A 25,991-nucleotide genomic window follows, 5' to 3' on the forward strand; every position below is an offset into this window, starting at 1 on the left:
CCACTGCCCCGTCTCCTCCCCCCGCCCCGGCGCCCGGCGCGTTCGCCCCGCTGGCGCGGCCGGTGTTCGCGGTGCTGTGGGGCGCCACGGTGCTGGGCAACACCGGCAGCTTCATGCGCGACGTGGCCAGCGCCTGGCTGGTCACCGACCTCTCCGCCTCCCCCGCCGCGGTGGCGCTGGTGCAGGCGGCCGCCATGCTGCCCGTCTTCCTGCTCGCCATCCCGGCCGGCGTGCTGTCCGACATCCTGGACAAGCGGCGCTTCCTCATCGCCATCCAGATCGGCCTCGCCTTGGTGAGCGCGGGACTGATGGCGCTGTCCTTCCTCGGCCTGATGACCGTGTCGTCGCTGGTGGCGCTCACCTTCCTCGGCGGCGTCGGGGCGGCGCTGGTGGCGCCCACCTGGCAGTCCATCGTGCCCGAGCTGGTGCCGCGCGCCGAGATGAAGAATGCGGTGGCGCTCAACTCGCTGGGCATCAACATCTCGCGCGCCATCGGCCCGGCGCTGGGCGGCGTGCTGCTGGCCGGCTTCGGCGCGGCCGTCACCTATGGCGCGGACGTGGTGAGCTATATCGCGGTGATCGGCGCGCTGTGGTGGTGGCGGCGCAGCGTCCCGGCCGGGGATGCCCTCTCGGAACGCTTCCCCGGCGCGTTCCGGGCCGGCCTGCGCTATGCCCGCGCGAGCCGCGAACTGCATGTGGTCCTGCTGCGCGCGGTCTTCTTTTTCGCCTTCGCCAGTGCGGTGTGGGCGCTGCTGCCGCTGGTGGCGCGCAACCTGCTGAACGGCGACGCGGCCTATTACGGCGTGCTGCTGGGCTCGGTGGGGGCCGGCGCCATCGCCGGCGCGCTGGCCCTGCCGCGGCTGCGCGCCCGGCTCGACGCGGACGCGCTGGTGCTCGGTGCCGCGCTGGTGACGGCGGCCGCCACCGCGAGCCTTGCCCTTGCGCCGCCGCGCATCGCCGCGGTGCTCATCCTCCTCGCCATGGGCGGGGCCTGGATCGTGGCGCTGACCACGCTGAACGCCACCGCCCAGTCCATCCTGCCCAACTGGGTGCGGGGGCGGGCGCTGGCGGTTTATCTCACCGCCTTCAACGGCGCCATGGCGGGCGGCAGCGTGCTGTGGGGCATCATCGCCCAGCAGATCGGCCTGGCACCGACGCTGGTGGCGGCCGGCGCCGGCCTTGCGGGCGTGAGCCTGCTGCTGCGCCGCGTGCGCCTGCCGGCGGGCGAGGCGGACCTTGCGCCCTCGCTCCACTGGCCCGAGCCGCTCCTCGCCGAGCCGGTGGAGAACGACCGCGGCCCCGTCCTCATCCTCATCGAGTATCGCGTGGCGCGCGAGGACCGGCCAGATTTCCTCGCCGCCCTCTTCCGGCTGTCGGCCGCCCGCCGGCGCGACGGCGCCTACAGCTGGGGCGTGAGCGAGGATGCGGCGGACCCGGAGCTCCTGCTGGAATGGTTCATGGTGGAATCCTGGGCCGAGCACCTGCGCCAGCACCGCCGCGTCTCCCGCGCCGATGCCGACGTCCAGGCCGCGGTGGCGCGTTTCCATCGCGGGGCGGAGCCGCCGAAGGCGCGCCACCTCATCGGCGTGGATCCGCCGGACCCCATCCGCTCCGGCCCGTGAGCGGCCGGCCCTAAGCGCCTTCCCTACCGTCGCTGTCCACCGGACGCACATCCCAGGCCGGCGCCCATTGCATGGCTGAGCAAACCGCCAATCTAGCGCGGCCTTGACCGCTCCGTTATAGCCAGTCCAGGACGTGGGCAGGGGGGACGACGCGTGCGAAACACCCGGAGGTATCTGGAGGGGAACGCGTTTGGCGGTCGGCCCCGTCTGGTCCTGGCGAGCCTCGGTCTCTTCCTGCTCGCCGGCTGCGGCGAGTCCCAGCCGCCGCAGGCGCAGGATCCCCGCCCGGTGCGCACCATCGTCGCCACCAGCCGCGCGGCGAGCGACGCCGTGAGCCTCACCGGCGTGGTGGAGGCGCAGAACGAGGCGACCTACGGCTTCCGCATCTCCGGCCGCATCATCGACCGGCTGGTGAACGTGGGCGACCGCGTGGCACCGGGGCAGGTGCTCGCCCGGCTCGATCCGCAGGACGAGCAGAACGCGCTGCGCTCGGCCCAGGCCGCGCTGGGCGCCGCCAACGCCAACCTCACCCAGACCCGCAACCAGTATGAGCGCCAGCGCCAGTTGCTCGCCCGCGGCTTCACCCCGCGCGCCCAGTATGAGCAGGCCGAGCAGGCCTTCTTGAACGCCCGCGCCCAGGTGGACGACGCGCAGGCGCGCCTGCAGATGGCCGAGGACCGCCTCGGCTTCACCGAGCTGAAGGCGGATTCCGCCGGCGTCGTCACCCAGCGCCGGGCCGAGCCGGGCGAGGTCGTGCAGGCCGGCCAGCCGGTGATCGAGGTGGCGCGCCAGGATGGCCGCGACGCGGTGTTCGATGTGCCCGCGGCCCTGCTCTCCGGCATTCCCGGCGATCCCGAGGTGGAGGTGGCGCTCGCCACCGATCCCGCCGTCCGCGCAAGCGGCCGGGTGCGCGAGGTGGCGCCGCAGGCCGATCCCGTCACCCGCACTTTCCGGGTGCGCGTGGGGCTCAGCAACCCGCCCGAGGGCTTGCGCCTCGGCACGACGGTGGTGGGCCGGGTGATGGTGGATCGCGGGCCGGTGGTGGAAATCCCGGCCAGCGCGCTCACCCGCCTCAACGACAAGCCGGCCGTGTGGGTGGTGGACCCCAAGAACCAGACGGTGGCGCTGCGCACCATCGAGGTGCTGCGCTTCGGCCCCGCCTCGGTCAGCGTCGGCGAGGGGCTGAAGCCGTCCGAGATCGTGGTGACGGCAGGCGTGCAGGCGCTGCATCCGGGGCAGAAAGTGCGCCTGCTCGCGGCGCCGGCGGGAGCCAGCCTGTGAGCGGCGGCTTCAACCTCTCCGCCTGGGCGCTGAAGCACCGCTCCATCATCCTTTATCTCATGGCCATCTCCGTGGTGGCCGGCGTGATGGCGTTCCGCAATCTCGGCCGGGCCGAGGACCCCACCTTCGTCATCAAGACCATGGTGGTGCAGGCCAACTGGCCCGGTGCCACGCTGGAGGAGACCTTCCGGCAAGTGACGGAGCGCCTCGAGCGCAAGCTCCAGGAGACGCCGCAGCTCAACTTCCTGGAGAGTTACACCAGGCCCGGCGTCACCACGGTGTTCGTGCACCTGAAGGGCTCGGCCACCGCCGCCGAGGTGCCGGACATCTGGTACCACGTGCGCAAGAGCATCTCGGACATCCGCCACACCCTGCCGCAGGGCATCGTGGGGCCGTTCTTCAACGACGAGTTCGGCGACACCTTTGGCATCATCTACGGCTTCACCGCCGACGGCTTCACCCATCGCGAGCTGCGCGACTATGTGGAGGAGGCCCGCTCTGAACTGCTGCGCGTGCCGGACGTGTCGAAGATCGAGATCCTCGGCGCGCAGGACGAGCGCATCTTCATCGAATTCTCCATGGCCGAGCTGGCGAGCCTCGGCATCGACCGCTCCGCCGTGCTCCAGGCGCTGGCGGCGCAGAACATCGTGCGGCCCTCCGGCGAGATCCAGACCGGAAGCGAGAACATCTCCGTCCGCGTCTCCGGCGCCTTCGCCTCGGAGCAAGACATCGCCAACGTGAACCTCGCGGTGAACGGGCGGCTCATCCGCCTCGCCGACATCGCCACCATCCGCCGCGGCTTCGCCGATCCGCCCCAGCCCATGTTCCGGGTGAACGGCAAGGAGGCCATCGGCCTCGCCATCGCCATGCGCGACGGCGGTGACATCCTCGCCATGGGCGCCAACATCGACCGCGCCATGACGCGCATCCTCGCCAACATGCCCGTGGGCATCGACGCGACGCTGGTGGCCGATCAGGCGGTGACGGTGAAGAGCGCCATCTCCGAATTCATGGAGAGCCTGTGGCAGGCGGTAGGCATCATCCTCGTGGTGTCGTTCATCGCGCTCGGCGTGAGGGCCGGCGCCATCGTGGCGCTTGCCATCCCGCTCACGCTCGCCATCGTCTTCGCGCTGATGCAGCTCGCCCATATCGACATGCAGCGCATCTCGCTCGGTGCCCTCATCATTGCTTTGGCGCTGATGGTGGACGACGCCATGACCACCACCGACGCGACGCTGACGCGCCTCGCGGCCGGCGACGATCCGCCCACCGCCGCCTCCTACGCCTTCAAGGCCTATGCGGCGGCCATGCTGGCGGGCACGCTGGTGACGGTGGCGGGCTTCGTGCCGGTGGGCTTCGCCGCCTCCTCGGCCGGCGAATACACCTTCACCCTGTTCGCGGTGGTGGCCATCGCCCTTCTCGTCTCGTGGATCGTGGCGGTGCTGTTCGCGCCGCTGCTTCAGGTGCTCATCCTGCGCCCGCCGGCGAAGGACAAGATCCCCGATCCCGACGCCCCGCCGAAAGGTGTGATGGGGATATACCGCTCTTTCCTCATCGTCTGCCTGCGCCTGCGCTGGGTGACGCTCGCCGTCACCGCCGGCCTGTTCGTGCTGTCGGTGCTGGCGCTGCCGCTGATCCCATCCCAGTTCTTCCCTTCCTCCGACCGGCCCGAGCTGCTGGTGGACCTCGCCTCGCCACAGAACGCCTCCATCTACGCCTCGCAGGGCGTGGCCGAGGCGTTCGACAAGGTGCTGGCCAATGATCCGGACGTGGCCCGCTGGTCCACCTACGTGGGGCGCGGCGCCATCCGCTTCTATCTGCCCCTCGACGTGCAATTGCCCAACGATTTCTTCGCCCAAAGCGTGATCGTGGCCAAGGACGTGGCGGCACGTGAGCGGCTGCGCGTGAAGCTGGAGAAGGTGCTCGCCACCGACTTCCCGCAGCTCGTGGCGCGCATCTCGCCGCTGGAACTGGGGCCGCCCGTGGGCTGGCCGGTGCAGTATCGCGTCTCGGGGCCGGACATCGAGAAGGTCCGCGCCATGGCCTTCGACCTCGCCGCCACCATGGCCGCCAATCCCAGGGTGGAGACGGTCAACTACAACTGGATCGAGCCGGCGCGGCAGGTGACCATCCGCGTCGACCAGGACGAGGCGCGCCTTCTGGGCCTCTCCACCGCCCAGCTTGCCGGCGTGCTCAACACCGTGCTGTCCGGCCAGCCGGTGACGCAGGTGCGCGACGACATCTATCTCGTCAACGTGGTCGCCCGCGCCACGGACGAGGAGCGTGTGTCCCTCGCCTCCCTCGCCACCCTCCAGGTGCCGCTGCCCGGCGGGCGCACCGTGCCGCTCTCGCAGATCGCCACCTTCGACTACGGGCAGGATTATCCCGCCATCTGGCGGCGCGACCGGGTGCCGACCCTCACCGTGCAGTCGGACGTCAAGCGCGGCGTGCTGCCGGAGAGCGTGGTGGCGGAGCTGGCGCCGAAGATCGACGCCCTGCGCAAGGGACTGCCGGCGGGCTATGCCATCGCCGTCGGCGGCACGGTGGAGGAAAGCGCGTCGTCCCTCGCCTCGGTGGTCGCCGTGGTGCCCGTGATGCTGCTGCTGATGTTCACCGTGCTGATTTTCGAGCTCAAAAGCTTCCAGCGGCTCGTCATCGTGCTGTCGGTGGCGCCCCTCGGGCTCATCGGCGTCGTGGGCGCGCTGCTCCTCTCGGGCCGGCCGCTGGGCTTCGTCGCCATCCTTGGCGTGCTGGCGCTCATCGGCATGATTACCAAGAACGCGGTCATCCTCATCGGCCAGATCGAGGCCGACCGCGCGGCGGGCAAGAGCGTGTGGGACGCGGTGGTCTCCGCCTCCTCCATTCGCTTCCGGCCCATCATGCTCACCGCGGTCTCCACCGTGCTCGGCATGATCCCCATCGCGCCCACCGTGTTCTGGGGGCCTATGGCCTTCGCCATCATGGGTGGGCTTCTGGTGGGCACGCTGCTCACCCTCATCTTCCTGCCGGCGCTGTACGTCGCCTGGTTCGGCCCGGACACCGGGCCGGAACGGGCGGCTGCGCCGGTCGGGGCCATCACGCCGGCCTGACCGGATCGCGGCGGCGGGTTCTGCGATCCGCCGCTGCCAAAAGAACAAGGGCCGGGAGGAGCGTCCGCCGCGATGCGCGGCAGAGGGCGCGTGCGTGGTGCGGAACAGCCCCTTCGAATGAGGTCTCAGATGGATCGGGAACCGGTACTCGTCGATCTCGCCCTGCAGGGCGGCGGCTCCCACGGGGCCTTCACCTGGGGCGTGCTCGACCGCCTGCTGGAGGAGCGCTGGCTCGAGATCGAGGGCGTCTCCGGCACCTCGGCCGGCGCCATGAACGCCGCCGTGCTGGCGGACGGCTTTGCCGCCGGCGGCCGCGAGGGGGCACGCCAGGCGCTGGAGAGCTACTGGACCCACGTCTCGGAAGCGGCGCGCTTCAGCCCGTTCAAGCGCTCGCCCTTCGACAAGATGCTGGGCCGCTGGTCCATGGACACCGCGCCGGGCTTCCTCATGATGGATTTCATGACGCGGATGTTCTCGCCCTACCAGTACAATCCCCTGGGCGGCAACGCGCTCGCGCCGATCCTGGAAAAGCAGATCGACTTCGACCGGCTGCGGGCCTCGCCGCTCAAGGTGTTCATCACCGCCACCAACGTGCGCACCGGACGTCCGCGCGTGTTCCGCAATGCCGAGATCACCCCCGAGGTGCTGATGGCCTCGGCCTGCCTGCCCACCCTGTTCCAGGCGGTGGAGATCGACGGCGAGGCCTATTGGGATGGCGGCTATTCCGGCAACCCCACGCTGGCGCCGCTGGTGAGCGAGCTGAAGTCGGACGACACCATCCTCGTGCCCATCAACCCGCTGGAGCGGCCCGGCACGCCCAAGACGCCGGGGGAGATCCTCAACCGCCTCAACGAGGTGTCGTTCAACTCGGTGGCGGTGAAGGAGCTCTATATGATGGCGCTGCTCCAGCGCCACGTGCACGAGCTGACCGGCGACAGCGAGGCCTGCAACTGGGCGCGCATGCGCGTGCACATCGTGCGCAACCCGGTCATGAACGAGCTGGGCTTCTCCTCCAAGCTCAATGCCGAATGGGACTTTCTCACCTGGCTGAGGGACGAGGGGCGCAAGTCCGCCGAGACCTTCCTCGCCGAGCACGGCCACGACATCGGCAAGTCCTCCACCGTCGATTTCGACCAGCTGATGGCGGAGCTTTGAGACATGGGGCTCATCGGCATCCTGGTCGGCCTCGCCGTCCTCATCTTCCTCGCCTTCCGCGGCTCCTCCATCCTCATCCTTGCGCCGCTGGCGGGGCTGATCGCCGCCGCCTTCTCGGGCGAGCCGCTGCTCGCCAGCTGGACGCAGACCTTCATGCGCAACGCGGCGGACTTCGTCGCGCAATTCTTCCCGCTGTTCCTGCTGGGCGCGGTGTTCGGCAAGCTGATGGAGGATTCCGGCTCGGTCACCGCCATCGCCAACACCATGACGGAAAAGCTCGGCCCCAGCCGCGCCATCCTGGCAGTGGTGCTGGCGGGGGCCATCGTCACCTATGGCGGTGTGTCGCTGTTCGTCGCCTTCTTCGTGCTGGCGCCCATGGGCGTCGCGCTGTTCCGCGCGGCCGGCGTGCCGCGGCGGCTGATGCCCGCGGCCATCGCGCTTGGCACCTCTACCTTCACCATGTCGGCCATGCCCGGCACCCCCTCCATCCAGAACGCCATCCCCATGCCCTTCTTCGGCACCACGCCGTTCGCGGCGCCGGGGCTCGGCATCATCGCCTCGCTCATCATGCTCGGCTTCGGCATGTGGTGGCTGAAGCGGCGCGAGACTGCGGCGCGTGCCGCCGGCGAGGGCTTCGGCTCGCTCATCGCCGCGCCGGACGAGAGCGCGGACCTCGCGGCGGACGATCCCATCGTGCGCGAGCGGGCCTCCACGGCCGGCCCGTTCGATCCCTCCGAGATCCATTCCAGCGATGAATCCCCCCGCGCGCCGCCCATCCTGCTGGCGGCGCTGCCCATCGTGGTGGTGATCGTCGTCAATCTCCTGATGTCCTTCGTGGTGCTGCCGCGCATGGACGTGAGCTTCCTCGCCGATCCCCAGTGGGGCGGCGTCACGCTCTCGGCGGTGGGCGGCGTGTGGTCGGTGATCGTGGCGCTGGCGGCGGCCATCGTCACCTGCATCATCATCAACTTCACCAGCGTGCCGGAGCTGCGCGCCACCATGACGGCTGGCGCCAACGCCTCGGTGCTGCCCATCCTCTCGGTGGCGAGCCTCGTCGGCTTCGGCGCCATCGTCGCGGCGCTGCCCGCCTTCGCGGACGTGCGCAACTTCGTGCTCTCCATCGAGGGCGGGCCGCTGGTGTCGCTGGCGGTGGCCACCAACATCCTCGCGGCACTGACCGGCTCCGCCTCCGGCGGCCTCACCATCGCCCTCGACGCGCTGGGGCCGACCTACATGAAGATCGCCCACGAGATCGGCATGGACCCAGCCCTCATGCATCGCGTCGCGGTCATCGGCTCCGGCACGCTGGACAGCCTGCCCCACAACGGCGCGGTGGTGACGCTGCTCTCCGTGTGCGGCGTGAGCCACAAGCAGGGCTATCTCGACATCGTCATGGCGGCGGTGGTGGGCGCCCTCATCGCGCTCGCCGTGGTCATCGGGCTCGGCACGGTGGCGGGCAGCTTCTGAACGGAAGGGAAGGCGTGATGCGCAAGGCGATCGTGCAGTTGGTGACGCTGAGCCGCTGGGCCATGGTGCCGCTGTTCGCCGGCCTCGCGGTGGCGCTCGCCCTGCTCGTCGTCGCCTTCCTTCTGGAACTCGTGCGCTTCGCCATCGCCCTGCCGGGCATGAGCGAGACGCAAGTCATCATGGGCATCCTCACCCTCATCGACCTTGCCCTGGTGGGCGGGCTGCTGGTGGTGGTGATCTCCTCGGGCTACGAGAACTTCGTCGAGAAGATCGACCGCGCCGATACCCCCTCCTCGCCGGTCTGGATGACGCGCATCTCCTTCTCGGGACTGAAGCTGAAGCTGTTCGCCTCGCTCATGGCCATCACCGGCATCACTTTGCTCAAGGCGCTGATGCGGCTCGAGACCGACGTGAGCGAGACGCAGGTGCGCTGGCTCGTGGTGGCCAACGTCATCTTCGTGGCCGCTTATGCCGTCCTCGCCCTCACCGACCGCTTCCACCGCGTGGACGACGAGCGCTGAGGCCGCCCCGCGCGCGCCCCCGGGCGTGAGACAACGCGTTCTCTGGACGCGGGCGGCAAATTCGCTAAGTTCGCGCCGCCGGGCGCGGGTCCGCCCGCCGGCCCGATCCTGGATTTTAAAGACGAACCCCGTTTGCCGCCGCGCCTTTTGCGAGGTTCGCTATTCATCGCCGAAGGACGACGCGACCGTGGACCAGAGCGTTACCAACATCTCGCAGCTTTCGCTCGCCAAGGACAAGATCAAGGTTCTCCTGCTCGAAGGCGTCAATGACAGCGCCGTGGAGCTGATGACCAACGCGGGCTACACCAACCTCACGCGCCTCGCCAAGGCGCTGGACGGCGACGCCCTGAAGGAGGCCATCAAGGGCGTCCACATTCTCGGCATCCGCTCGCGCACCCAGATCACCGCGGACGTGCTGGACGCGGCAGACCGCCTCATCGCCATCGGCTGCTTCAGCGTCGGTACCAACCAGGTGGACATCGACGCCACCCGCGGCCACGGCATCCCCGTGTTCAACGCGCCCTTCTCCAACACCCGCAGCGTCGCCGAGCTGGTGATCGGCGAGATCGTGATGCTGCTGCGCCGCATCCCCGCCCGCTCGGTGGCCGCTCACGAGGGCCTGTGGGACAAGTCCGCCACCGACAGCCACGAGGTGCGCGGAAAGACCCTCGGCATCGTCGGCTACGGCAACATCGGCTCGCAGCTCTCCAACCTTGCTGAGGCCATGGGCATGCGGGTGATCTTCTACGATCACACCGCCAAGCTGCGCCACGGCAACACCGAATCCGTGCCGGGCCTCTACGATCTCCTCGCCCAGAGCGACGTGGTGAGCCTGCACGTGCCCGAGACGCCGGCCACCCACGGCATGATCGGCCGCGTCGAGATCGCCGCCATGAAGCCGGGCGCCTATCTCATCAACAACAGCCGCGGCACGGTGGTGGACCTCGACGCCCTCGCCGACGCGCTGAAGGAAAAGCGGCTGCGGGGCGCCGCGGTGGACGTGTTCCCGGTGGAGCCGAGCGCCAACGGCGAGCGCTTCGTGTCGCCGCTGCAGGGCCTCGCCAACGTCATCCTCACCCCGCACATCGGCGGCTCCACCGAGGAGGCGCAGGAGCGCATCGGCGCCGAGGTGGCGCGCAAGCTGATCGACTACAGCGACACCGGCTCCACCATGGGGGCGGTCAACTTCCCGCAGGTGCAGCTGCCCGAGCGCCCGCTCGGCACCCGCTTCATCCAGGTCCAGCGCAACCTGCCCGGCATGCTCGGCCGCCTCAACGAGGTGCTGGCACGCCACGCGGTGAACATCGCCGCGCAATATTACGACACCCACGCCGACGTGGGTTACGTGGTGCTGGACGCCGACGCCTCTGCCGCCGACAGCCAGAAGGTGCTGGCCGACATCCGCGCGCTGGAGGGCACCATCCGCGCCCGCCTCCTGTACGAATACAAGGCCTGAGCCGGCACCCTCAGTCGGGGGCTTGCAAAGAGAGGCCGAGCCGCGCGCGGCGCTTCAGCCAGGGGCTGGGGCGATAGCGCGGGTCGGCGTAGAACGCGCCCATCCGCTCGAGGATGTGGAGCACCCGCGCCGGCCCCATGGCGTCGCCGAGGCGGAGCGGGCCGCGTGGATAGCCGAGGCCGAGCTCCACCGCGAGGTCGATCTCCTCTGGCGCGGCTACGCGCTGCTGCGCCATGTCCGAGCCCACATTGACGATGGCGGCATGGATGCGCTGGGCGATGAAGCCCGGGCTGTCGTTGATGAGCGTCATCGCCGCCCCGCCGGCCGCCAGCAGGCCGTGCGCCGCCCGCCTCACGGCCGGGTCGGTGGCCGGGCTCGCCATCAGCGTGAGGCGCGGGCCGAGGGTCGAAGGGTCCACCGCCACCACCTGCCGGGGATCGAGGCCTTCCGCGAGCGCCGCTGTGCCGCAATCGTCGCCCCACGGCGTGACGAAGGCGATGGCCTCCGGCGAGGGTTTCGGCCCGGTCTCCAGCTCGGCACCGGCAGCGACCAGGATTGATCCGAGGGCCGCCTTCGCCGCGGCGTCCACCGGGCTGATCCACGCCGTCTGGCCGGCTGGCGGACCCGGCGGCGGCGGCTCCTGCGGCCGCGCGATCTTGCCGCCGGGATAGTCGTAGAATCCCCGCCCGCTCTTGCGGCCCAGAAGCCCGCCCGCCTGCCGGGTGGCCGCCAGCACGGACGGGCGATAGCGCGGCTCCTCGTAATACTGGTGATAGATCGCGTCCATCACCGGCACGGAGACGTCGAGGCCGGTCAGGTCGAGCAATTCGAACGGCCCGAGGCGGAAGCCCGCCGCCTGCGTCATCACGCGGTCCACGTCGGCGAAGGCGGCGATCCCTTCGGAGACGATCCGCAGCGCTTCCGTGAGATAGCCCCGGCCGGCATGGTTCACCACGAAGCCCGGCGTGTCGGTGGCGCGGACGGGCTGGTGCCCCATGCGGCGGGCGATGGCGATCAGCCGCTCCACCACCGCCTCGTCGGTCAGCGCCCCACCGATCACCTCCACCACGCGCATGAGTGGCACGGGATTGAAGAAATGGAAGCCGGCCACCCGCCCAGGCCTGCGCGCGCCCGCCGCCAGCGCGGTGACCGAAAGCGACGACGTGTTGGTGGCAAGGATGCAATCCTCTCCCACCGCCGCCTCCAGCCCGGCGAGCACCTGCTGCTTCACCTCCAGGCGCTCCACCACGGCCTCCACCACCAGGTCGCAGCCGGCGAAGGCGCCGTAGCCCGCCTGCGGGCCGGCGTCGGTAGCGGTGATGCGGGCGATGGCCGCCGCCGCGGCGGCAGGCTCGGCCTGCCCCTTGTCGACCTTGCGGCGGATCATGGCGGCGCAGGCTTCCGCCGCCTCGGCCGCCTTGCCCGGCGCGGCGTCGGCGATGCGCACGCCCATGCCCGCTTCCGCCGCCACCTGCGCGATGCCGCGCCCCATGATGCCGGCGCCGACGATGCCGATGGTGCTGTCTGTCATGCCTGCCTCGCGCCTCGCCTGCCTCGCGCCGTGACCAATGAAATGCTCAGGACCGCGCCCGCCGCGCCGCGAAGAAAGCCTCGCGCAGTGCCCGCGCAGCGGGACTCGCGCGCAACTCCAGGAACGCCGCCCGCTCGGCGGCGAGCCCTGCCGCCTCGCCTTCGGCAAGGCCCCGCTCCATGACGTCGAGGGCGCTCCGCCCGGCGATCGCCTCCGGCGTCGAGCCACCGTGCTCCGCCCGCAGGGCCTTGAGCACGGCGCGCGCCTCGGCAAGGGCTGGCCCATCGAGGGGGCCGGCCTCGCGCCGGGCGGGCGGGGGCAGCAGGCGGGAAAAGGCGATGGCGCCGGCGAGGAGATCGTCCCCGACGATGCGGTCGATGAGCCCCATGGCCAGCGCCCGAGGCGCATCGACGGGCGCGCCCGACAGGATCATCTGCGCCGCCGGCGCAACGCCGACAAGGCGCGGCAGGCGCTGGGTGCCCCCGGCCCCGGGGATGAGGCCGAGGCGGGTTTCCGGCAGGCCCACCCGCGCGGAGGCCAGCGCCACGCGATAGCGGGCAGCGAGCGCCACCTCGAAGCCGCCGCCCAGCGCCGACCCATGCAGCGCGGCGATCACCGGCGTCGCCGCGGCGGCGATCATGGCGGTCACGTCCGGCAACAGCGGCGGGGCGGGCGGCTGGTCGAACTCGGCGATGTCGGCCCCGGCGATGAAGGTGCGCCCGGCGCAGACCAGCACGATAGCCGCGACACCCGGATCGGCATCGGCCGCCGCGATCGCATCGCGGAGCCCGGCGCGCACCGGCTTGGAGAGAGCGTTGACCGGTGGATGGTCCACCGTCACCACCGCCACCGCGTCGAAGCGGGCGCTGCGGACCAAAGGCGTGTCGCTCATCGGCCTCCTCCCGGTCGCAAGGCCATCAGCGCTGGAGAAAGGCGGCGACGCGGCGGCGCGTCCCCGCCTCGCCCATGAGCGCGCCGATGCCGGCGATCTCGGCGGCTGCGCCCTCGGGGGACACCGGCGCGGCGAGCGCAATGCAGGCCTTGGCGGCGCGCAGGGACTCGGGTGAGAGATCGGCAATCCGCGCCGCCACCGCGTCGGCGCGGGCGCGCACCTCCCCGGCGGGGGCGCTCCATTGGACGAGGCCGAGGCGCTCCGCCTCCGCGCCGTCCACAAGCTCGCCACCGAGGATCAGCCGCGCCGCGACGCCCGGTCCGCACAGGCGGGTGAGGCGCTGGGTGCCGCCGGCACCGGGCAGCAGACCCACCTTGGCCTCCGGCAGGCCGAGCCGCGCCGCATGGGATGCGATCCTGAGGTCGCAGGCGAGGGCGAGTTCCAGCCCGCCGCCCAGAGCATGGCCCTCCATCTCGGCGAGGGTGACGGCGGGCATGCCGGCGAGGCGGTCGTAGACCTGGTGGAACAGGCGGGTGGTCGCGGTCATGGCGGCGGCGCCATGGGCATCGGCGAGGCGCGCGCCCACCATGGCGAGGTCGGCCCCGGCGCAGAACACAGGCAGCGCGCTGCTGATGCGCAGGAGCGCGACGGTGGCGTCCGCCGCCACGCTCGCCAGCGCTGCGTCCAGCTCGCTCAGCATCGCATCGTCGATGGCGTTCACCGGCGGGCGTACGAGGGTGAGGGTCACGATGGCGCCGTCGCGGCACAGCGTCAGCCGCCCGGTGTCGCACGTGTGGGCTGGAGAGGGGGGCGCCCCGGCCGTGGTTCGGGTCATGGGCCGGGTCATGGGCCGGGTCATGGGCCGGGTCATGGCGCGTCAGGCAAGGTGATGGCGATCTTGCCGAACTGCGCGCTGGAGGCGAGCCGGTCGAGCGCCGCGTGGATGTCGTCGAAGGCGAAGCGGCTGTCGATGTGGGGCCGGAACTGCCCGCGCCCGCACACCGCGAGGAGGTCGGCGAATTCGCTGAAGGTGCCGTGGGTCGAGCCCAGCACCTGGAGCTGGCGGATGAACATGCGCCGCAGGTCCGCCGCCGGCTGGTCGCCGGAGGTGGCGCCGCAGGTGACGATGCGCCCGCCCCGCACCAGCGCGCGCAGCGCCGCCGGCCACACCGCCTCCCCCACATTCTCGATGACCACGTCGACGCCGCGCCCGCCGGTGAGCGCCATCACCTCGCGCGCCACGTCGGCCGCGCTGTCGATGGCGGCGTCGGCCCCCAGGGCCAGGGCCCGGGCCCGCTTTTCGGCATCGCGCGAGGTGACGAAGGCGCGGGCGCCCGTCATCTTCACCAACTGGAGCGCCGACAGGGAGACCGAGCCGCCGATGCCGAAGATGAGCACGCTGTCCTGCGGCCGCACATTGGCCTTGGTGAAGACCATGCGCCACGCCGTGAGCGGCGCGGTGGCAAGCGCCGCCGCCTCGGCGAAATCGTAGCCCTCGGGCATGGGGAAGACGTTCTGCGCCGGCACGCTCGCATAGTCGCGCAGCGTGCCGTCCACATGCTCGCCCATGAATTGCATGGCGGTGCAGAGCACATGCTCGCCGCGGGCGCAGAATTCGCACCGGCCGCAGCCGAGGCCGGGGTGGATCACCACCTTCTGGCCTCGGGCGAGGCGGCGCTCGCCGGCATCCACCTCCACCACCTCGCCGGCGCCGTCGAGCCCCATGACGAGGGGCAGGCGGTGGGTGATGCCGGCACCGCTGTCGCGCATGTAGAGATCGACGCGGTTGAGCCCCGCCGCGCGGATGCGGACGAGCACTTCGCCCGGCCCGCGCACGGGCATGGGACGGCGGTCCAGCGCGACCACCTCGTTGCCGCCGTGGCCGGTCAGAAAGACCGCGCGCATGGACGCCATCTGTGCCTCCCTCCGCCCGGCTTGCGCGGGCTGTTCCGCTTTTTCCTGCGTTGGCGGCTCAGCCCACCATGCTGAGGCCGCCCGATACCGACAGCACCTGCCCGGTCACGTAGCCGGCGGCGTCCGAGGCGAAGAAGGTGATGGCGCCGGGCAGGTCCTCCGGCTCGCCGATGCGGCCGAGGGGAATGGAGCGGCGGAACGCCTCGGCGAGCTTTTCGGCGTTGCCGGCGCCCTTCTTGTAGTCCTCGAACAGGGCCGTCTGGGTCGGGCCGGGGCACACCACGTTGAAGGTGATGCCGTCGCGGGCGTGCTCGCGCGCCAAAGTCTTGGAGAAGGCCACGAGCCCGCCCTTGCAGGCGGCATAGACCGCCTCGCCGCTCGAACCCACCCGCGCCGCGTCGGAGGCGATGTTGACCACCCGCCCGGCCTTGCGCGCCACCATCAGCGGCAGGACGACGTGATGCATGTGGAGGGCACCCACGAGGTTGATGGCGATCAGCCGCTCCCAATCCTCCGGCGCGGTGGCGAGGAACGGGCGGAACACGTCCCAGCCCGCATTGTTGACGAGCACATGGATCGGCCCGAGCTCGGCCTCGGTCGCCGCCACGGCGGCCTCGACGCTCGGCCGGTCGGTGATGTCGCACGCATAGGCGCGGGCGACGCCGCCTTCGGCCTCGATCTCGGCTGCCGTGCGCTTCGCCGCCGCACCGTCGCGATCCATCACGGCGACCTTGCCGCCCTTGGCGGCGAAGCGGCGCGCCGTTGCCCCGCCGATGCCGCCGCCGCCGCCGGTGATTACAATGATCCGGTTCTCGAATTCTTTCACAGTGACGCTCGCTCCCGATGATCGAGGGGATTATGCTTCCCCTCCAAATTATGTCAATTCATTGATATAAAAATCTGTTGCGTCGCGGTGCCCCGCCCCCATAACGGCAAGACAGAGAAGGGTTTCCCCATGTCGCGCCGTCAGACGCCGCCTTTCGACCCCGGTCGCTTCGAGATCGCCAACCGCCTGTTCTTCAGGCTCTATCAGTGCTCGAACCTGCTGCATAAGAACGGCACCCGCTCCATCGGCGAATTCGGCGCGACCACGCAGCAATGGGCGGTGCTCGGCGCGCTCGCGCGCCCGCTGGTGCACGAGAAGGGCATGAGCGTGAAGGAGCTCATCGAGTTCCTCATGCTCTCGCGGCAGAACCTCACGGCCGTGCTCGACCGGCTGGAGGCGCGCGACTGGGTGGAGCGGGTCAAGGACCCCGAGGACGGACGCAGCCGCCTCATCCGCCTGACCGTCGAGGGCAACCGCACCTGGTCCGCCATGCGTCCCGCCATCGAGACGTTCTACGGCAAGGCGCTGATGCCCCTCGGCGAGGACGAGCAGGTGCGGCTCTACCAATTGCTTGACCGCCTCAGGGACGGCCTCGCCGACGTGTGAGCCTCACGCCGCAAGGGCATCGGCCAGCCGCGCGAGATGGTGCTCGGCATCGCCGAATTCCTTGTCGATCATGGTGAGGCGCTTGAACAGGTGGCCCACCTTGTATTCCATCGTCATGCCGATGCCGCCGTGCAGCTGCACCGCCTGCTGGCCGATGAAGCGGCCCGATCGGCCGATCTGTACCTTCGCCGCCGAGAGTGCCGCGGCGCGCTCGCGCGCGTCGTCCTCCTCGAGCGCCATGGTGGCCAGAAGCGCCATGCTGCGCGCCTGCTCCAGCGCCACGAACATGTCCGCCGCCCGGTGCTGGAGCGCCTGGAAGGTGCCGATGGCGACGCCGAACTGGGTGCGCGTCTTCAGATAGTCCACCGTCAGCGCGAGGGCCGCATCCATCGCCCCCACCGCCTCGGCGCAGAGGGCGGCGACGGCCGCGTCGGAGGCCGTCGCGATGAGCGCATATGCGCCGCCGGGCGCACAGAGGAGGTGGTCGTCGGCGACGAAGACATCGTCCAGCAGCACGTCAGCGGCGACGCGGCCGTCCTGCGTCCTGAAGGGTGCGCGCGTGACGCCGGCGGCGGCCGGATCGAGCAGGAACAGGGCGAGCCCCGCCGGATCGGTCCGGGCGCCGTCGAGGCGGGCCGAGACGATGAGGCGCGATGCGATCCCCCCCGCGATCACCAGGCTCTTACGGCCGCGCAGCCGGTAGCCGCCGGGAACGCGGCGCGCCGATGTGGCGACATCGGCGCGATCCCAGCGGGCCTGAGGCTCGCCATGGGCGAAGGCGAGCGTGAGCGCGCCCGAGGCGACCTGCGGCACCAGCTCCGCCCGCAGGGCCGGCGCGGCTGCGCGCAGCACCGTGCCGGCAAGGACGATGCACGGCAGGAATGGCTCCACCACCAGCGCGCGGCCGATGGCCTCCATCACGATCATCGTCTCGACCGGCCCGCCTTCGAAGCCGCCGTCGTCCACGGCGAAGGGCAGGCCGAGCAGGCCGAGCTCGGCCATCTGCACCCAGACCTCGCGGCTCCAGCCCTCGGCCGAGCCGAGGATGCGCCCGCGTGCCTCGAAGCCGTAGATGCGCGCGAAGGTGCGCTCCACGCTGTCCCTGAGCAGCGACTGCTCTTCGGAAAGCTGGAAATTCATGGGGCGTGCTCCCCGCCTCACAGCCCGAGGATGGACCTGGCGATGATGGTGCGCTGGATCTCGTTGGACCCGCCGTAGATCGAGAGCTTGCGCAGGTTGAAATAGGTCGCGGCGCCGCCGCGCGCGTAATCGTAGCCGGAAGGCGCATCGCCCTCATGGGCCACGAGGGCGGCCGGGCCGAGGGTGTCCATCAAGAGCTCCGCCGTCGCCTGCTGGAGCTCGGAGCCGCGGATCTTCAGGATGGAGGAGGCGGGATTGGGCTTGCCCTCCGCCCCGCCGGCCTCTGCCGCAATCACCCGGAACTGGGTCATCTCCAGTGCCCGCACTTCCACCTCCAGCTCGGCGAGCCGGCGGCGGAAGACCGGGTCGGCCATGCGCGGGGCGGCGCCGTCGAGGGATGCGGCGGCGAGCGCTTTCACCCGGCGCAGGCGCGCCTTGGCGATGCCGACCCGCGCCTGCCCGTTGCGCTCGTTGCCGAGCAGGAACTTGGCATAGTCCCAGCCGCGGTTTTCCTCGCCCACCAGATTTTCCGCCGGCACCCGCACATCCTCGAGGAAGACCTCGTTGATCTCGAAGCCGCCGTCGATGGTCTGCACCGGCCGCACGCTGACGCCAGGCGTCGCCATGTCGAGCAGCAGGAAGGAGATGCCGGCCTGCTTCTTCGCCACCGGGTCGGTGCGCACCAGCAGGAAGATCCAGTTGGCGTGTTGGGCAAGGGTGGTCCACGCCTTCTGCCCGTTCACCACATAGGTGTCGCCGTCGCGCACCGCGCGGGTCTTCAGGCTCGCGAGATCGGAGCCGGCGCCGGGCTCGGAGAAGCCCTGGCACCACCAGTCGTCGAGGCGGGCGATGCGCGGCAGGAAGCGCTCCTTTTGCGCTCGGGTGCCGAAGGTGTAGATCACCGGCCCCACCATGAGCGTGCCGAAGGACACCGTCTCGGGCGCGGGGAATTGCTGGATCTCGTCGCGGAAGATCATCTGCCGGATGGGGTCCCATCCGGTGCCGCCCCATTCCACCGGCCAGTGGGGCACCGCCCAGCCGCGGGCGTTCAGGGTGCGGGTCCACGCCACCGTCTCCTCGCGGTCGAGGCGGCGGCCCTCCGCCATCTTGCGGCGGACGCCGTCCGGCAGGCTGGCGCGGAGGAAGTCCCGCACCTCGGCGCGGAACGCGATTTCCGCGTCGGTGAAGCCGAGTTCCATGCTGGATCCTCCGCGCCCCGCCTCAATCCGCCTTGCGCGTGGTGTGGCGGCGGAAATCGGGCTTGCGCTTCTCGCGGAAGGCGATGCCGCCCTCGCGGGATTCGTCCGTGTCGTAATAGAGGCTGAGCGCCGCCATCCCGAGGGAGGAGATGCCGCGGATGCTCTCCGTGTCGGCGTTGAACGAGCGCTTGGCCAGCGCCAGCGCGGTGGGGCTGCGCTCCATCAGCTCGGCGCACCAGCGGTCCACCTCGGCATCGAGGTCCGCCTGGCGCACGACCGCGTTGACGAGCCCCATGGCGAGCGCCTCGGCGGCGGTGTAGCGCTTGCACAGATACCAGATCTCCCGCGCCTTCTTCTCCCCCACGATGCGGGCGAGATAGGCCGTGCCGAAGCCGGGATCCACGGAGCCCACCTTGGGGCCCACCTGGCCGAGCTGCGCGGTGTCGGCGGCGATGGTCAGGTCGCAGATGGTGGCGAGGACATTGCCGCCGCCGATGGCGAAGCCGTTCACCCGCGCGATGACCGGCTTCGGCACGTCGCGGATCAGGCTCTGCAATTCGTCGATGGGCAGTCCGATGGTGCCGCGCCCGTCATACTGGCCGTCGTGGGCGCCCTGGTCGCCGCCCGTGCAGAACGCCTTGTCGCCCGCACCCGTAAGCACGATGACGCCGATGGCGCGGTCCCAGCCGGCGGTCTGGAAGGCGTGGATCAGCTCCTCCACCGTCTGGCCGCGGAAGGCGTTGTAGCGGTCCGGCCGGTTGATGGTGATACGGGCGACGCCTTCGGGGCGCACCTCATAGAGGATGTCGTCATAGGTCATGGTGCTCTCCGGGAACGGCCGGGGCGATCACAGGCCGTCCTTGGCCATCTCGCGCAGGCGGAATTTCTGGATCTTGCCCGACGGGGTCTGCGGCAGCGCCGCCACGACCTCGAGGCGCTCGGGGATGTACTGGACGGCCATGTGCTGGGCCTTCAGATAGTCCACCATCTCGGGCAGGCTGAAGCTCGCGCCGGACTTGGGGATGACGAAGGCACAGGCGCGCTCGCCGAGGCGCGGGTCGGGATAGCCCACGATGGCCACCGCAGCGACGGCGGGATGCTTGAACAGCAGATTCTCCACCTCCACCACGGGGATGTTCTCGCCGCCGCGGATGATGATGTCCTTCGAGCGTCCGGCGATGCGGATGTAGCCGTCGGCGTCCATGCGGGCGATGTCGCCGGTGTCGAACCAGCCGTCCTGATCCACCTGCGCGAGGCCCGGGCGCTTGTGATAGCCGACGAAATTGGAGCAGCCCCGCACCTGCAGGAAGCCCTGCTCCCCCGCCGGCACCACGGCCCCGGCGGGATCGACCACCCGCACCTCCATGCCCGGCAGCGGGCAGCCGTCCGTGCCCGTCACCTTCTCGTCGGGGTCGTCGAGGCGCGCGGTGGTGACGGCGCCATTCTCCGACATGCCCCAGGCGGAGATGATCGCCGCGCCCAGCGCCTGGCGCGCCTTGGTGACCAGCGGCCGCGGGATGGGCGCACCGGCCGAAACGAAGATGCGCAATGTGGGCGTCCTCGTGCCGGTGGAGAGGCAGTAGTCCGACAGGTCGTTGAGGAAGGGCGTCGCGCCCATGGTGAAGGTGGCGCCTTCTTGCGTGATCTGCCGCGCCATGGTCTCGGCCACGAAGATGTCCTGCAGCACCGCGGTGGCGCCCAGCATGGCGGGCAGCACGAGGCCGTACATGAAGCCCAGCTGGTGGGCCATGGGCGAGGGCATCTGGATCACGTCGTCGGCGCCGAGGCCGAGCCGCTCGGCGAAGGGCACGAGGTTCGCCAGCATGGTGTTGGAGGTGTGGCTCACCCCCTTCGGCTCGCCGGTGGTGCCCGAGGTGTAGAGCAGCTCGATGACCGCATCGGGCGAGAGGCGGTGCGCGGCAAGGGCGGCGCGCTCCTCCGCGGTCACGTCGTCGGGCAGCAAGGTGTCGAACGCCGCCGCGCCTTCGCCGTCCACCACGAAGACGTGGGCGAGGGCGGGCAGCTGGCCGCGCACGTTGGCCGCGATGGCCGTGTGGTCCACGTTGCGGAAGCGGTGCGGCACCACGAGCACGCGGCTTTCGGCGAGGCCGAGCATGAAGGCGAGCTCGCGCTCGCGGAAGATCACCATCAGCGGGTTGGAGATAGCTCCAAGCTTGAGGCAGGCGAGATGCAGCACCGGCACCTGCCACCAGTTCGGCAGCTGGAACGACACCACGTCGCCTTCGCCGATGCCGCAACGCATGAGGCCTACGGCGAGGCGGTCCGACAGCGCGTCGAGCTCGGAATAGGTGAGACGCACCTCGGCGCCGGTATCGGCCCGGTGGGCGATCACCGCCAGCTTGCCGGGCCGCGCCGCCACGTGGCGACGGAAAAACTCGAGGAGGGTCTCGTCCCGCCACAGGCCGGCGCGGATCAGGGCCGCGCGGCGGGCGGGGGGAGACAGGTCGAACGCGGCAGGCATCATGGGCGGCTTCCTCCGGTGGCGCATTTGCTGCGCCTTGTCGTGGTCAGGCGGAGACGGCTTTCAGCGCTTCCCGGGCGATAATGAGCTTCATGATCTGGGCGGTGCCGTCGCCGATCTGGAGGCCCAGCACGTCGCGCAGGCGCTGCTCGAACGGCAGCTCGGTGGACCAGCCGGCATGGCCGTGCAGCAGCAGGCAGGTCTGCACCACCTCGAAGGCGAGCTTGGGCGCCCACCATTTGCACATGGCGGCCTCCCGCGTGTGGGGGGCGCCGGCGTCCTTGGCGGCGAGGGTGTGGAAGCACAGCAGGCGCGCCGCCTCCACCATGGTCTCGGCTTCCGCGAGAGGAAAGGTCACGCCCTGGTTGTCCGCCAGTGGCCGGCCGAAGCTCTTGCGGCCCTTCACATAGGCCCAGGTCTCCGCCAGCGACACGCGGGCCACGGCGAGGCACTGGAGGCCGATGAGGGCGCGGGAGAAGTCGAAGCCCTGCATCACCTGCACGAAGCCCGAGCCCTCCGCGCCGAGCCGGTTCTGTGCCGGCACCCGCACCTGATCGAAGAAGATGGAGCCGCGGCCCACCGCATGCTGCCCGAGATCGGAAAATCGGGTGCGGCTGATGCCGGGCGAGGCGAGGTCCACCAGGAAGGCGGAGATGCCGTGCGCCCGCTCGGCGGCGGTGCCGGTGCGGGCGAACACCACGGCGAGGTCCGCCTGATCGGCCATGGAGATGGACGTCTTCTCGCCGTCGAGCACATAGGTGTCGCCGTCGCGCACCGCCTTCAGCGCGAGGGCGGCGGCGTCCGACCCGCCGTGCGGCTCGGTGAGGGCGAGGGCGATGAGGCTCTCGCCGGAGATCACCCGCGGCAGCACCTGCGCGGCGATGTCGCCGGCGGCATGGCGGGCGACGATGGCGCCGCAGAGCGAGCCCAGGAGCTGTATGTAGCCGACATTGAAATCGCCTTCGGAGATCGCCTCCAGCACGACGCCGGCGGTGACGTGATCGGCGCCGATGCCGCCGAAAGCCGGGGGAAACTCCACACCGATGAGGCCCAGTTCCCCCATTTGCCGGCGCAGTTCCAGCGGGATGGTGGCGGCCGCCTCGCGGGCCTTGTAGCCGGGGGCCAGCACCTCCTGCGCGAAGCGGCGGGTGGTCTCGGCGAAGCTCGCCTGATCGGCCGTCAGCCCGAAGCTCGTGGCGGGGGCGCTTGCCATCCCTGGAAAGACCGTCTCCTTCATGGGCCCTCGGCATCCCTGCGGCCGGCGCCGCGCCTGGAAGGGCTGACCGGTCCGCCGGCCTGCCCTTCGCGTTTCCCCCGTCTCCGGCCGTTGTCCGCCGGATGTGCCGGGACGATAGGCAGCACCAATTTTAATGTCAATGACTTGATATATTTTTGCGCCAACGCCGATCAGTCAGCCCGCCGCGGGCACCCAGGCCAGAACGTGGGTCGCCACCGCCACCAGCGTGCCGTCCTGGTTGACGATGCGGACATCGGCGGTGGCGCGGCGGCGCGTATGATCCACGGCGGTGATGCGATAGGTCACGCTCACCGTGTCGCCGATATAGACGGGCGCGGTGAAGCGGATGCGGTCGTATCCGGCGGAGAGGGCGATCTCGCCCTCGGGATCGCTGGTGCGTTGCGCCATAAGGCCGGCACCGGTGGACATGAAGCCCACCATCAGCGCTCCATGGGCCTGCCGGCGGGCGAACCGCGTACGCCCCATGAAGTCTTCGTTCACATGGTTCGGCGCGAAATCGCCGGTGATGCCGGCGAACAGATAGACGTCGCTCTCGCCCACCGTCTTGGAGAAGACGGTCTCGTCGCCCACCGCGACCTTAAGCTCCTGCATCTCCCCCCTCCCGCCTCGATCCGCGCGCTGCTCACCCACTTAAATATCAATGACTAGACATAATTTATAGCATGTGATTGATATATTTTCGCGTAGCCATACGCCAACAGATGCCTTGAGGGAGGATGAGAATGCGCATGCGCGGGTCCGTTTGCGGACTGGCCCTGGGACTGGTGCTGTGCGCCGGGCCGGGACTTGCGGAGACCAAGATCAAGATCGGCGTCCTGAGCGACATGTCCGGCCCATATTCCGACCTCGCCGGTCCGGGGTCGGTGGCTGCGGCGCGCCTTGCCGTGGAAGATTTCGCCAAGATCAACAAGGATATCGTGGTGGAGATCGTCTCCGCCAACCACCAGAACAAGGCCGACATCGGCTCCACCATCGCCCGTTCCTGGATCGACCAGGACGGCGTCGACGTGATTGCCGACGTCACCGGCTCTCCCGTCGCCCTCGCGGTCAGCCAGATCGTGAAGGACAAGAACCGGATCCAGCTCAATGCCGGCGCGGCAACCGCCGATCTGACCGGCTCGAAATGCACGGCCAACACCATCCACTGGACCTACGACACCTGGGCCAACGCCCACGGCACCGGCCGCGCCATGGTGGAACGCGGCGGGACGAGCTGGTTCTTCATCGCCGTCGACCAGGCCTCCGGGCAGGCCATGGAGCGCGACACGGCGGCCATGGTGAAGGCGGCGGGCGGGCAGGTGCTCGGCTCGGTCAAGCACCCGCTCGGCACCAGCGACTTCTCTTCCTTCCTGCTGCGGGCGCAGACCTCGGGCGCGAAGGTGGTGGGCCTCGCCAGCGGCGGCGAGGACATGATCAACGCCATCAAGCAGGCCTCGGAATTCGGCATCGTCCAGGGCGGGCAGTCCATGGCCGGCCTGTTCACCTTCGTCACCGACATCCACGCCCTCGGCCTCAAGCTGGCGCAGGGTCTCGTGCTGAGCGAGGCGTTCTACTGGGATCGCGACCCGCAGAGCCGCGCCTTCGCCAAGCGCTTCGCCGGCGCCTTCAACGGCAGCATGCCCACGCAGGTCCATGCCGGCGTCTATTCTTCCATCATGCACTATCTGAAGGCCGTCCAGGCCGCCGGCACCAAGGAGACCACGGCGGTGCTGGCGAAGATGCGCGAGATGCCCATCGACGATCCGCTCTTCGGCAAGGGCGAGGTGCGCATCGACGGCCGCGCGGTGCACGACATGTACCTGTTCCGCGTGAAGTCCCCCGCCCAGTCCACCGGCGGCTGGGATCTCTACGAGACCCTCGCGACCATCCCCGCGGCGGAGGCGTTCCGCCCCCTCAAGGACGGCAACTGCCCGCTCGTGAAATAGCCGACGGAACCCCGTCTCGCCCGCCCCCACGCCCGGTCGATCCGCGCGGCGAGGGCGGGCGGCGCGTCGTCTGGTCCGCCAGTTTCTTCCTCAGCCGCGCGGCGAGATTCCGGCGCGAATACTTGACCCTACGTCAGTATGGTACTCCCTCCCCTTTTGGCTTAAACGATTGAGATCGTCCCCCTCACCGCAGGGCTGGGCACAACTAAAGTATAATCACCGAAAAATTCGGGACGACAGGGAGTAGAAGATGCGACTGAGGAGCATGGTTGCGGCGCTGGCCGCAGGCGTGGCCATTTCTGGCTTTGCACTTTCGGGCGGCGCCTTCGCCGCGGACCCCATCAAGATCGGCCTCAGCGGCCCCTTCACAGGCGGCTCGTCCTCCATGGGCGTGAGCATGCGCGACGGCGTGAAGCTGGCCGTGGAAGAGGTCAACAAGTCCGGCGGCGTGCTCGGCCGGCCGCTGCAGCTCGTCGAGCGCGACGACGAGGCGAAGAACGAGGTGGGCGTGCAGATCGCCCAGGAACTCATCAACAAGGAAGGCGTCGTCGCCACCCTCGGCTACATCAACACCGGCGTCGCCCTGGCCTCCCAGCGCTTCTACCAGGAAGCCGAGATTCCGGTCATCAACAACGTCGCCACCGGCACGCTGATCTCCAAGCAGTTCGTGCCGCCGGACAACAAGACCAACTACATCTTCCGCACCTCCGCCAATGACGCCATCCAGAGCGCCATGATCGCCGAGGAGGCGGTGAAGCGGCAGGGCTTCAAGAAGCCGGCCATCCTCGCCGACTCGACCAATTACGGCCAGCTCGGCCGGCAGGACCTGGAGAAGGCCCTCGCCGGGCTCGGCGTGAAGCCGGTGGCCACCGAGAAGTTCAACATCGGCGACACCGACATGACCGCGCAGCTGCTGCGCGCCAAGGAAGCCGGCGCCGACGTCGTCCTCACCTACGCCATCGGCCCCGAGCTGGCGCAGATCGCCAACGGAATGGCCAAGCTCGGCTGGAAGGTGCCCATGATCGGCTCGTGGACGCTCTCCATGGCGAGCTTCATCGACACCGCCGGGGCGAACGGCAACGGCGCGATGATGCCGCAGACCTTCATCCAGATCCCCGACACGGCGAAGCGCAAGGCCTTCATCGAAGCCTACCAGGCCGCCTACAAGATCGACCGCATGCCCTCGCCGGTCTCGGCCGCGCAGGGCTATGACTCGGTGCTGCTGCTGGCCGCCGCCATCAAGCAGGCCGGCTCCACCGACGGGCGCAAGGTCCGCGAGGCGCTGGAGAACCTCACCACCAAGGTGGAAGGCGTCGTCACCGTCTACGACAAGCCCTTCTCCGCCACCGACCACGAGGCCATCACCTCGAACATCCCGGTGTTCGGCCTCGTCAAGGACGGCCGCGTCGTCGCCGCCCATCCCGAAGACATCGCCGGCGACAAGGCGGTGCGGGTGAAGGCCAAGAACTGAGGCGAAGGGCCGGCCCCGGGCGGCTGACCGCACCGCCCAGGCCAGCATCCTTCGGCGCTCCGCTGTGCGCCGCGCGGGCATCGCCGCGGCCGCCGGGTAGCCCGCCCGGTGCCTGAAGCCGGGGTCGATGCCCCGGGACAGGCGGCACGACGGACA

21 protein-coding genes are annotated in these 25,991 nt (G+C 70.1%); 10 read left to right on the forward strand and 11 right to left on the reverse strand.

Annotation, left to right across the window (positions count from 1 at the left end):
* The first annotated feature begins 50 nt into the window (after positions 1 to 50).
* The 7 genes from ABLE93_RS03630 (at position 51) to serA (ending at position 10,591) form a co-directional block, all read left to right on the forward strand.
* Positions 51 to 1,622 carry an MFS transporter gene (locus ABLE93_RS03630; protein WP_510182975.1) on the forward strand — a complete coding sequence of 524 codons (1,572 nt, stop codon included), beginning with the start codon at positions 51 to 53 and terminating at the stop codon, positions 1,620 to 1,622.
* Positions 1,623 to 1,775: 153 nt separating this feature from the next.
* Positions 1,776 to 2,903 carry an efflux RND transporter periplasmic adaptor subunit gene (locus tag ABLE93_RS03635; RefSeq protein WP_348837975.1) on the forward strand — a complete coding sequence of 376 codons (1,128 nt, stop codon included), beginning with the start codon at positions 1,776 to 1,778 and terminating at the stop codon, positions 2,901 to 2,903.
* Entirely contained in the window at positions 2,900 to 5,992 is a 3,093-nt protein-coding gene (locus ABLE93_RS03640; RefSeq protein WP_348837976.1) for an efflux RND transporter permease subunit, read from the forward strand. Before ABLE93_RS03635 ends, ABLE93_RS03640 begins: the two co-directional genes overlap by 4 nt.
* A 129-nt stretch (positions 5,993 to 6,121) precedes the next feature.
* A complete protein-coding gene (locus ABLE93_RS03645) occupies positions 6,122 to 7,147 on the forward strand; it encodes a patatin-like phospholipase family protein (RefSeq protein ID WP_348837977.1) in 1,026 nt (341 codons plus the stop codon).
* A gap of 3 nt (positions 7,148 to 7,150) precedes the next feature.
* Positions 7,151 to 8,614, forward strand: coding sequence for a GntP family permease (locus ABLE93_RS03650; protein ID WP_348837978.1), 1,464 nt, complete (start codon positions 7,151 to 7,153; stop codon positions 8,612 to 8,614).
* 17 nt (positions 8,615 to 8,631) lie between these two features.
* Positions 8,632 to 9,135, forward strand: coding sequence for a YqhA family protein (locus ABLE93_RS03655; RefSeq protein ID WP_348837979.1), 504 nt, complete (start codon positions 8,632 to 8,634; stop codon positions 9,133 to 9,135).
* 187 nt (positions 9,136 to 9,322) lie between these two features.
* Entirely contained in the window at positions 9,323 to 10,591 is a 1,269-nt protein-coding gene (serA, locus tag ABLE93_RS03660) for a phosphoglycerate dehydrogenase (RefSeq protein WP_348837980.1), read from the forward strand.
* A gap of 10 nt (positions 10,592 to 10,601) precedes the next feature.
* Here the strand turns inward: serA and ABLE93_RS03665 are convergent, their stop codons facing one another.
* Genes ABLE93_RS03665 through ABLE93_RS03685 form a run of 5 tightly spaced genes read right to left on the reverse strand, consistent with a single transcriptional unit; the run spans position 10,602 to position 15,754 of the window.
* On the reverse strand, positions 10,602 to 12,122 hold the full coding sequence (locus ABLE93_RS03665) for a 3-hydroxyacyl-CoA dehydrogenase (protein ID WP_348837981.1): 1,521 nt from the start codon (positions 12,120 to 12,122) through the stop codon (positions 10,602 to 10,604).
* A gap of 46 nt (positions 12,123 to 12,168) precedes the next feature.
* Positions 12,169 to 13,014: an enoyl-CoA hydratase/isomerase family protein gene (locus tag ABLE93_RS03670; protein WP_348837982.1), complete on the reverse strand. Its 846-nt coding sequence runs from the start codon at positions 13,012 to 13,014 to the stop codon at positions 12,169 to 12,171.
* A gap of 25 nt (positions 13,015 to 13,039) precedes the next feature.
* Entirely contained in the window at positions 13,040 to 13,849 is an 810-nt protein-coding gene (locus tag ABLE93_RS03675; RefSeq protein ID WP_348837983.1) for an enoyl-CoA hydratase/isomerase family protein, read from the reverse strand.
* 32 nt (positions 13,850 to 13,881) lie between these two features.
* Positions 13,882 to 14,928 (reverse strand): alcohol dehydrogenase catalytic domain-containing protein, encoded by a 1,047-nt coding sequence (locus ABLE93_RS03680; RefSeq protein ID WP_348837984.1) that lies wholly within the window; start codon positions 14,926 to 14,928, stop codon positions 13,882 to 13,884.
* A gap of 58 nt (positions 14,929 to 14,986) precedes the next feature.
* On the reverse strand, positions 14,987 to 15,754 hold the full coding sequence (locus tag ABLE93_RS03685) for a glucose 1-dehydrogenase (protein WP_348837985.1): 768 nt from the start codon (positions 15,752 to 15,754) through the stop codon (positions 14,987 to 14,989).
* A gap of 129 nt (positions 15,755 to 15,883) precedes the next feature.
* Here ABLE93_RS03685 and ABLE93_RS03690 point away from each other — a divergent pair, with 129 nt between their 5' ends.
* Positions 15,884 to 16,360: a MarR family winged helix-turn-helix transcriptional regulator gene (locus ABLE93_RS03690; RefSeq protein WP_348837986.1), complete on the forward strand. Its 477-nt coding sequence runs from the start codon at positions 15,884 to 15,886 to the stop codon at positions 16,358 to 16,360.
* Positions 16,361 to 16,363: 3 nt separating this feature from the next.
* Here the strand turns inward: ABLE93_RS03690 and ABLE93_RS03695 are convergent, their stop codons facing one another.
* The 6 genes from ABLE93_RS03695 to ABLE93_RS03720 form a co-directional block, all read right to left on the reverse strand.
* Positions 16,364 to 17,500 (reverse strand): acyl-CoA dehydrogenase family protein, encoded by a 1,137-nt coding sequence (locus ABLE93_RS03695; RefSeq protein WP_348837987.1) that lies wholly within the window; start codon positions 17,498 to 17,500, stop codon positions 16,364 to 16,366.
* Between the two features lie 17 nt (positions 17,501 to 17,517).
* A complete protein-coding gene (locus ABLE93_RS03700) occupies positions 17,518 to 18,699 on the reverse strand; it encodes an acyl-CoA dehydrogenase family protein (protein WP_348837988.1) in 1,182 nt (393 codons plus the stop codon).
* A gap of 22 nt (positions 18,700 to 18,721) precedes the next feature.
* Complete coding sequence (gene badI, locus ABLE93_RS03705) at positions 18,722 to 19,519, reverse strand: 2-ketocyclohexanecarboxyl-CoA hydrolase (protein WP_348837990.1); 798 nt, start codon at positions 19,517 to 19,519, stop codon at positions 18,722 to 18,724.
* 27 nt (positions 19,520 to 19,546) lie between these two features.
* The gene (locus tag ABLE93_RS03710; protein WP_348837991.1) at positions 19,547 to 21,184 is read right to left on the reverse strand and encodes a cyclohexanecarboxylate-CoA ligase; all 1,638 of its coding nucleotides are present in this window, start codon (positions 21,182 to 21,184) and stop codon (positions 19,547 to 19,549) included.
* Between the two features lie 43 nt (positions 21,185 to 21,227).
* Positions 21,228 to 22,418, reverse strand: a complete 1,191-nt coding sequence (locus ABLE93_RS03715; RefSeq protein ID WP_348837992.1) for an acyl-CoA dehydrogenase family protein — start codon at positions 22,416 to 22,418, stop codon at positions 21,228 to 21,230.
* Positions 22,419 to 22,592: 174 nt separating this feature from the next.
* Complete coding sequence (locus tag ABLE93_RS03720) at positions 22,593 to 23,030, reverse strand: MaoC/PaaZ C-terminal domain-containing protein (RefSeq protein WP_348837993.1); 438 nt, start codon at positions 23,028 to 23,030, stop codon at positions 22,593 to 22,595.
* A gap of 137 nt (positions 23,031 to 23,167) precedes the next feature.
* Between ABLE93_RS03720 and ABLE93_RS03725 the strand changes: the two genes are divergently transcribed.
* Together ABLE93_RS03725 and ABLE93_RS03730 are read left to right on the forward strand one after the other, a co-directional pair.
* Positions 23,168 to 24,364 carry an ABC transporter substrate-binding protein gene (locus ABLE93_RS03725; RefSeq protein ID WP_348837994.1) on the forward strand — a complete coding sequence of 399 codons (1,197 nt, stop codon included), beginning with the start codon at positions 23,168 to 23,170 and terminating at the stop codon, positions 24,362 to 24,364.
* A gap of 250 nt (positions 24,365 to 24,614) precedes the next feature.
* The gene (locus tag ABLE93_RS03730) at positions 24,615 to 25,835 is read left to right on the forward strand and encodes an ABC transporter substrate-binding protein (protein ID WP_348837995.1); all 1,221 of its coding nucleotides are present in this window, start codon (positions 24,615 to 24,617) and stop codon (positions 25,833 to 25,835) included.
* Positions 25,836 to 25,991 lie beyond the last annotated feature (156 nt).

This window comes from Xanthobacter pollutisoli (assembly GCF_040044995.1).
Taxonomy (GTDB): domain Bacteria; phylum Pseudomonadota; class Alphaproteobacteria; order Rhizobiales; family Xanthobacteraceae; genus Xanthobacter.

Bases quoted from the DNA above. Each gene is read 5' to 3' on its own strand.
- ABLE93_RS03655 (WP_348837979.1), top strand. From the start codon at position 8,632: ATGCGCAAGGCGATCGTGCAGTTGGTGACGCTGAGCCGCTGGGCCATG.
- ABLE93_RS03650 (WP_348837978.1), top strand. From the start codon at position 7,151: ATGGGGCTCATCGGCATCCTGGTCGGCCTCGCCGTCCTCATCTTCCTC.
- ABLE93_RS03670 (WP_348837982.1), bottom strand. From the start codon at position 13,014: ATGAGCGACACGCCTTTGGTCCGCAGCGCCCGCTTCGACGCGGTGGCG.
- ABLE93_RS03720 (WP_348837993.1), bottom strand. From the start codon at position 23,030: ATGCAGGAGCTTAAGGTCGCGGTGGGCGACGAGACCGTCTTCTCCAAG.
- ABLE93_RS03700 (WP_348837988.1), bottom strand. From the start codon at position 18,699: ATGGAACTCGGCTTCACCGACGCGGAAATCGCGTTCCGCGCCGAGGTG.
- ABLE93_RS03725 (WP_348837994.1), top strand. From the start codon at position 23,168: ATGCGCGGGTCCGTTTGCGGACTGGCCCTGGGACTGGTGCTGTGCGCC.
- ABLE93_RS03680 (WP_348837984.1), bottom strand. From the start codon at position 14,928: ATGGCGTCCATGCGCGCGGTCTTTCTGACCGGCCACGGCGGCAACGAG.
- badI (WP_348837990.1), bottom strand. From the start codon at position 19,519: ATGACCTATGACGACATCCTCTATGAGGTGCGCCCCGAAGGCGTCGCC.
- ABLE93_RS03710 (WP_348837991.1), bottom strand. From the start codon at position 21,184: ATGATGCCTGCCGCGTTCGACCTGTCTCCCCCCGCCCGCCGCGCGGCC.
- ABLE93_RS03675 (WP_348837983.1), bottom strand. From the start codon at position 13,849: ATGACCCGAACCACGGCCGGGGCGCCCCCCTCTCCAGCCCACACGTGC.
- ABLE93_RS03665 (WP_348837981.1), bottom strand. From the start codon at position 12,122: ATGACAGACAGCACCATCGGCATCGTCGGCGCCGGCATCATGGGGCGC.
- ABLE93_RS03645 (WP_348837977.1), top strand. From the start codon at position 6,122: ATGGATCGGGAACCGGTACTCGTCGATCTCGCCCTGCAGGGCGGCGGC.
- ABLE93_RS03715 (WP_348837992.1), bottom strand. From the start codon at position 22,418: ATGAAGGAGACGGTCTTTCCAGGGATGGCAAGCGCCCCCGCCACGAGC.
- ABLE93_RS03695 (WP_348837987.1), bottom strand. From the start codon at position 17,500: ATGAATTTCCAGCTTTCCGAAGAGCAGTCGCTGCTCAGGGACAGCGTG.
- ABLE93_RS03730 (WP_348837995.1), top strand. From the start codon at position 24,615: ATGCGACTGAGGAGCATGGTTGCGGCGCTGGCCGCAGGCGTGGCCATT.
- ABLE93_RS03690 (WP_348837986.1), top strand. From the start codon at position 15,884: ATGTCGCGCCGTCAGACGCCGCCTTTCGACCCCGGTCGCTTCGAGATC.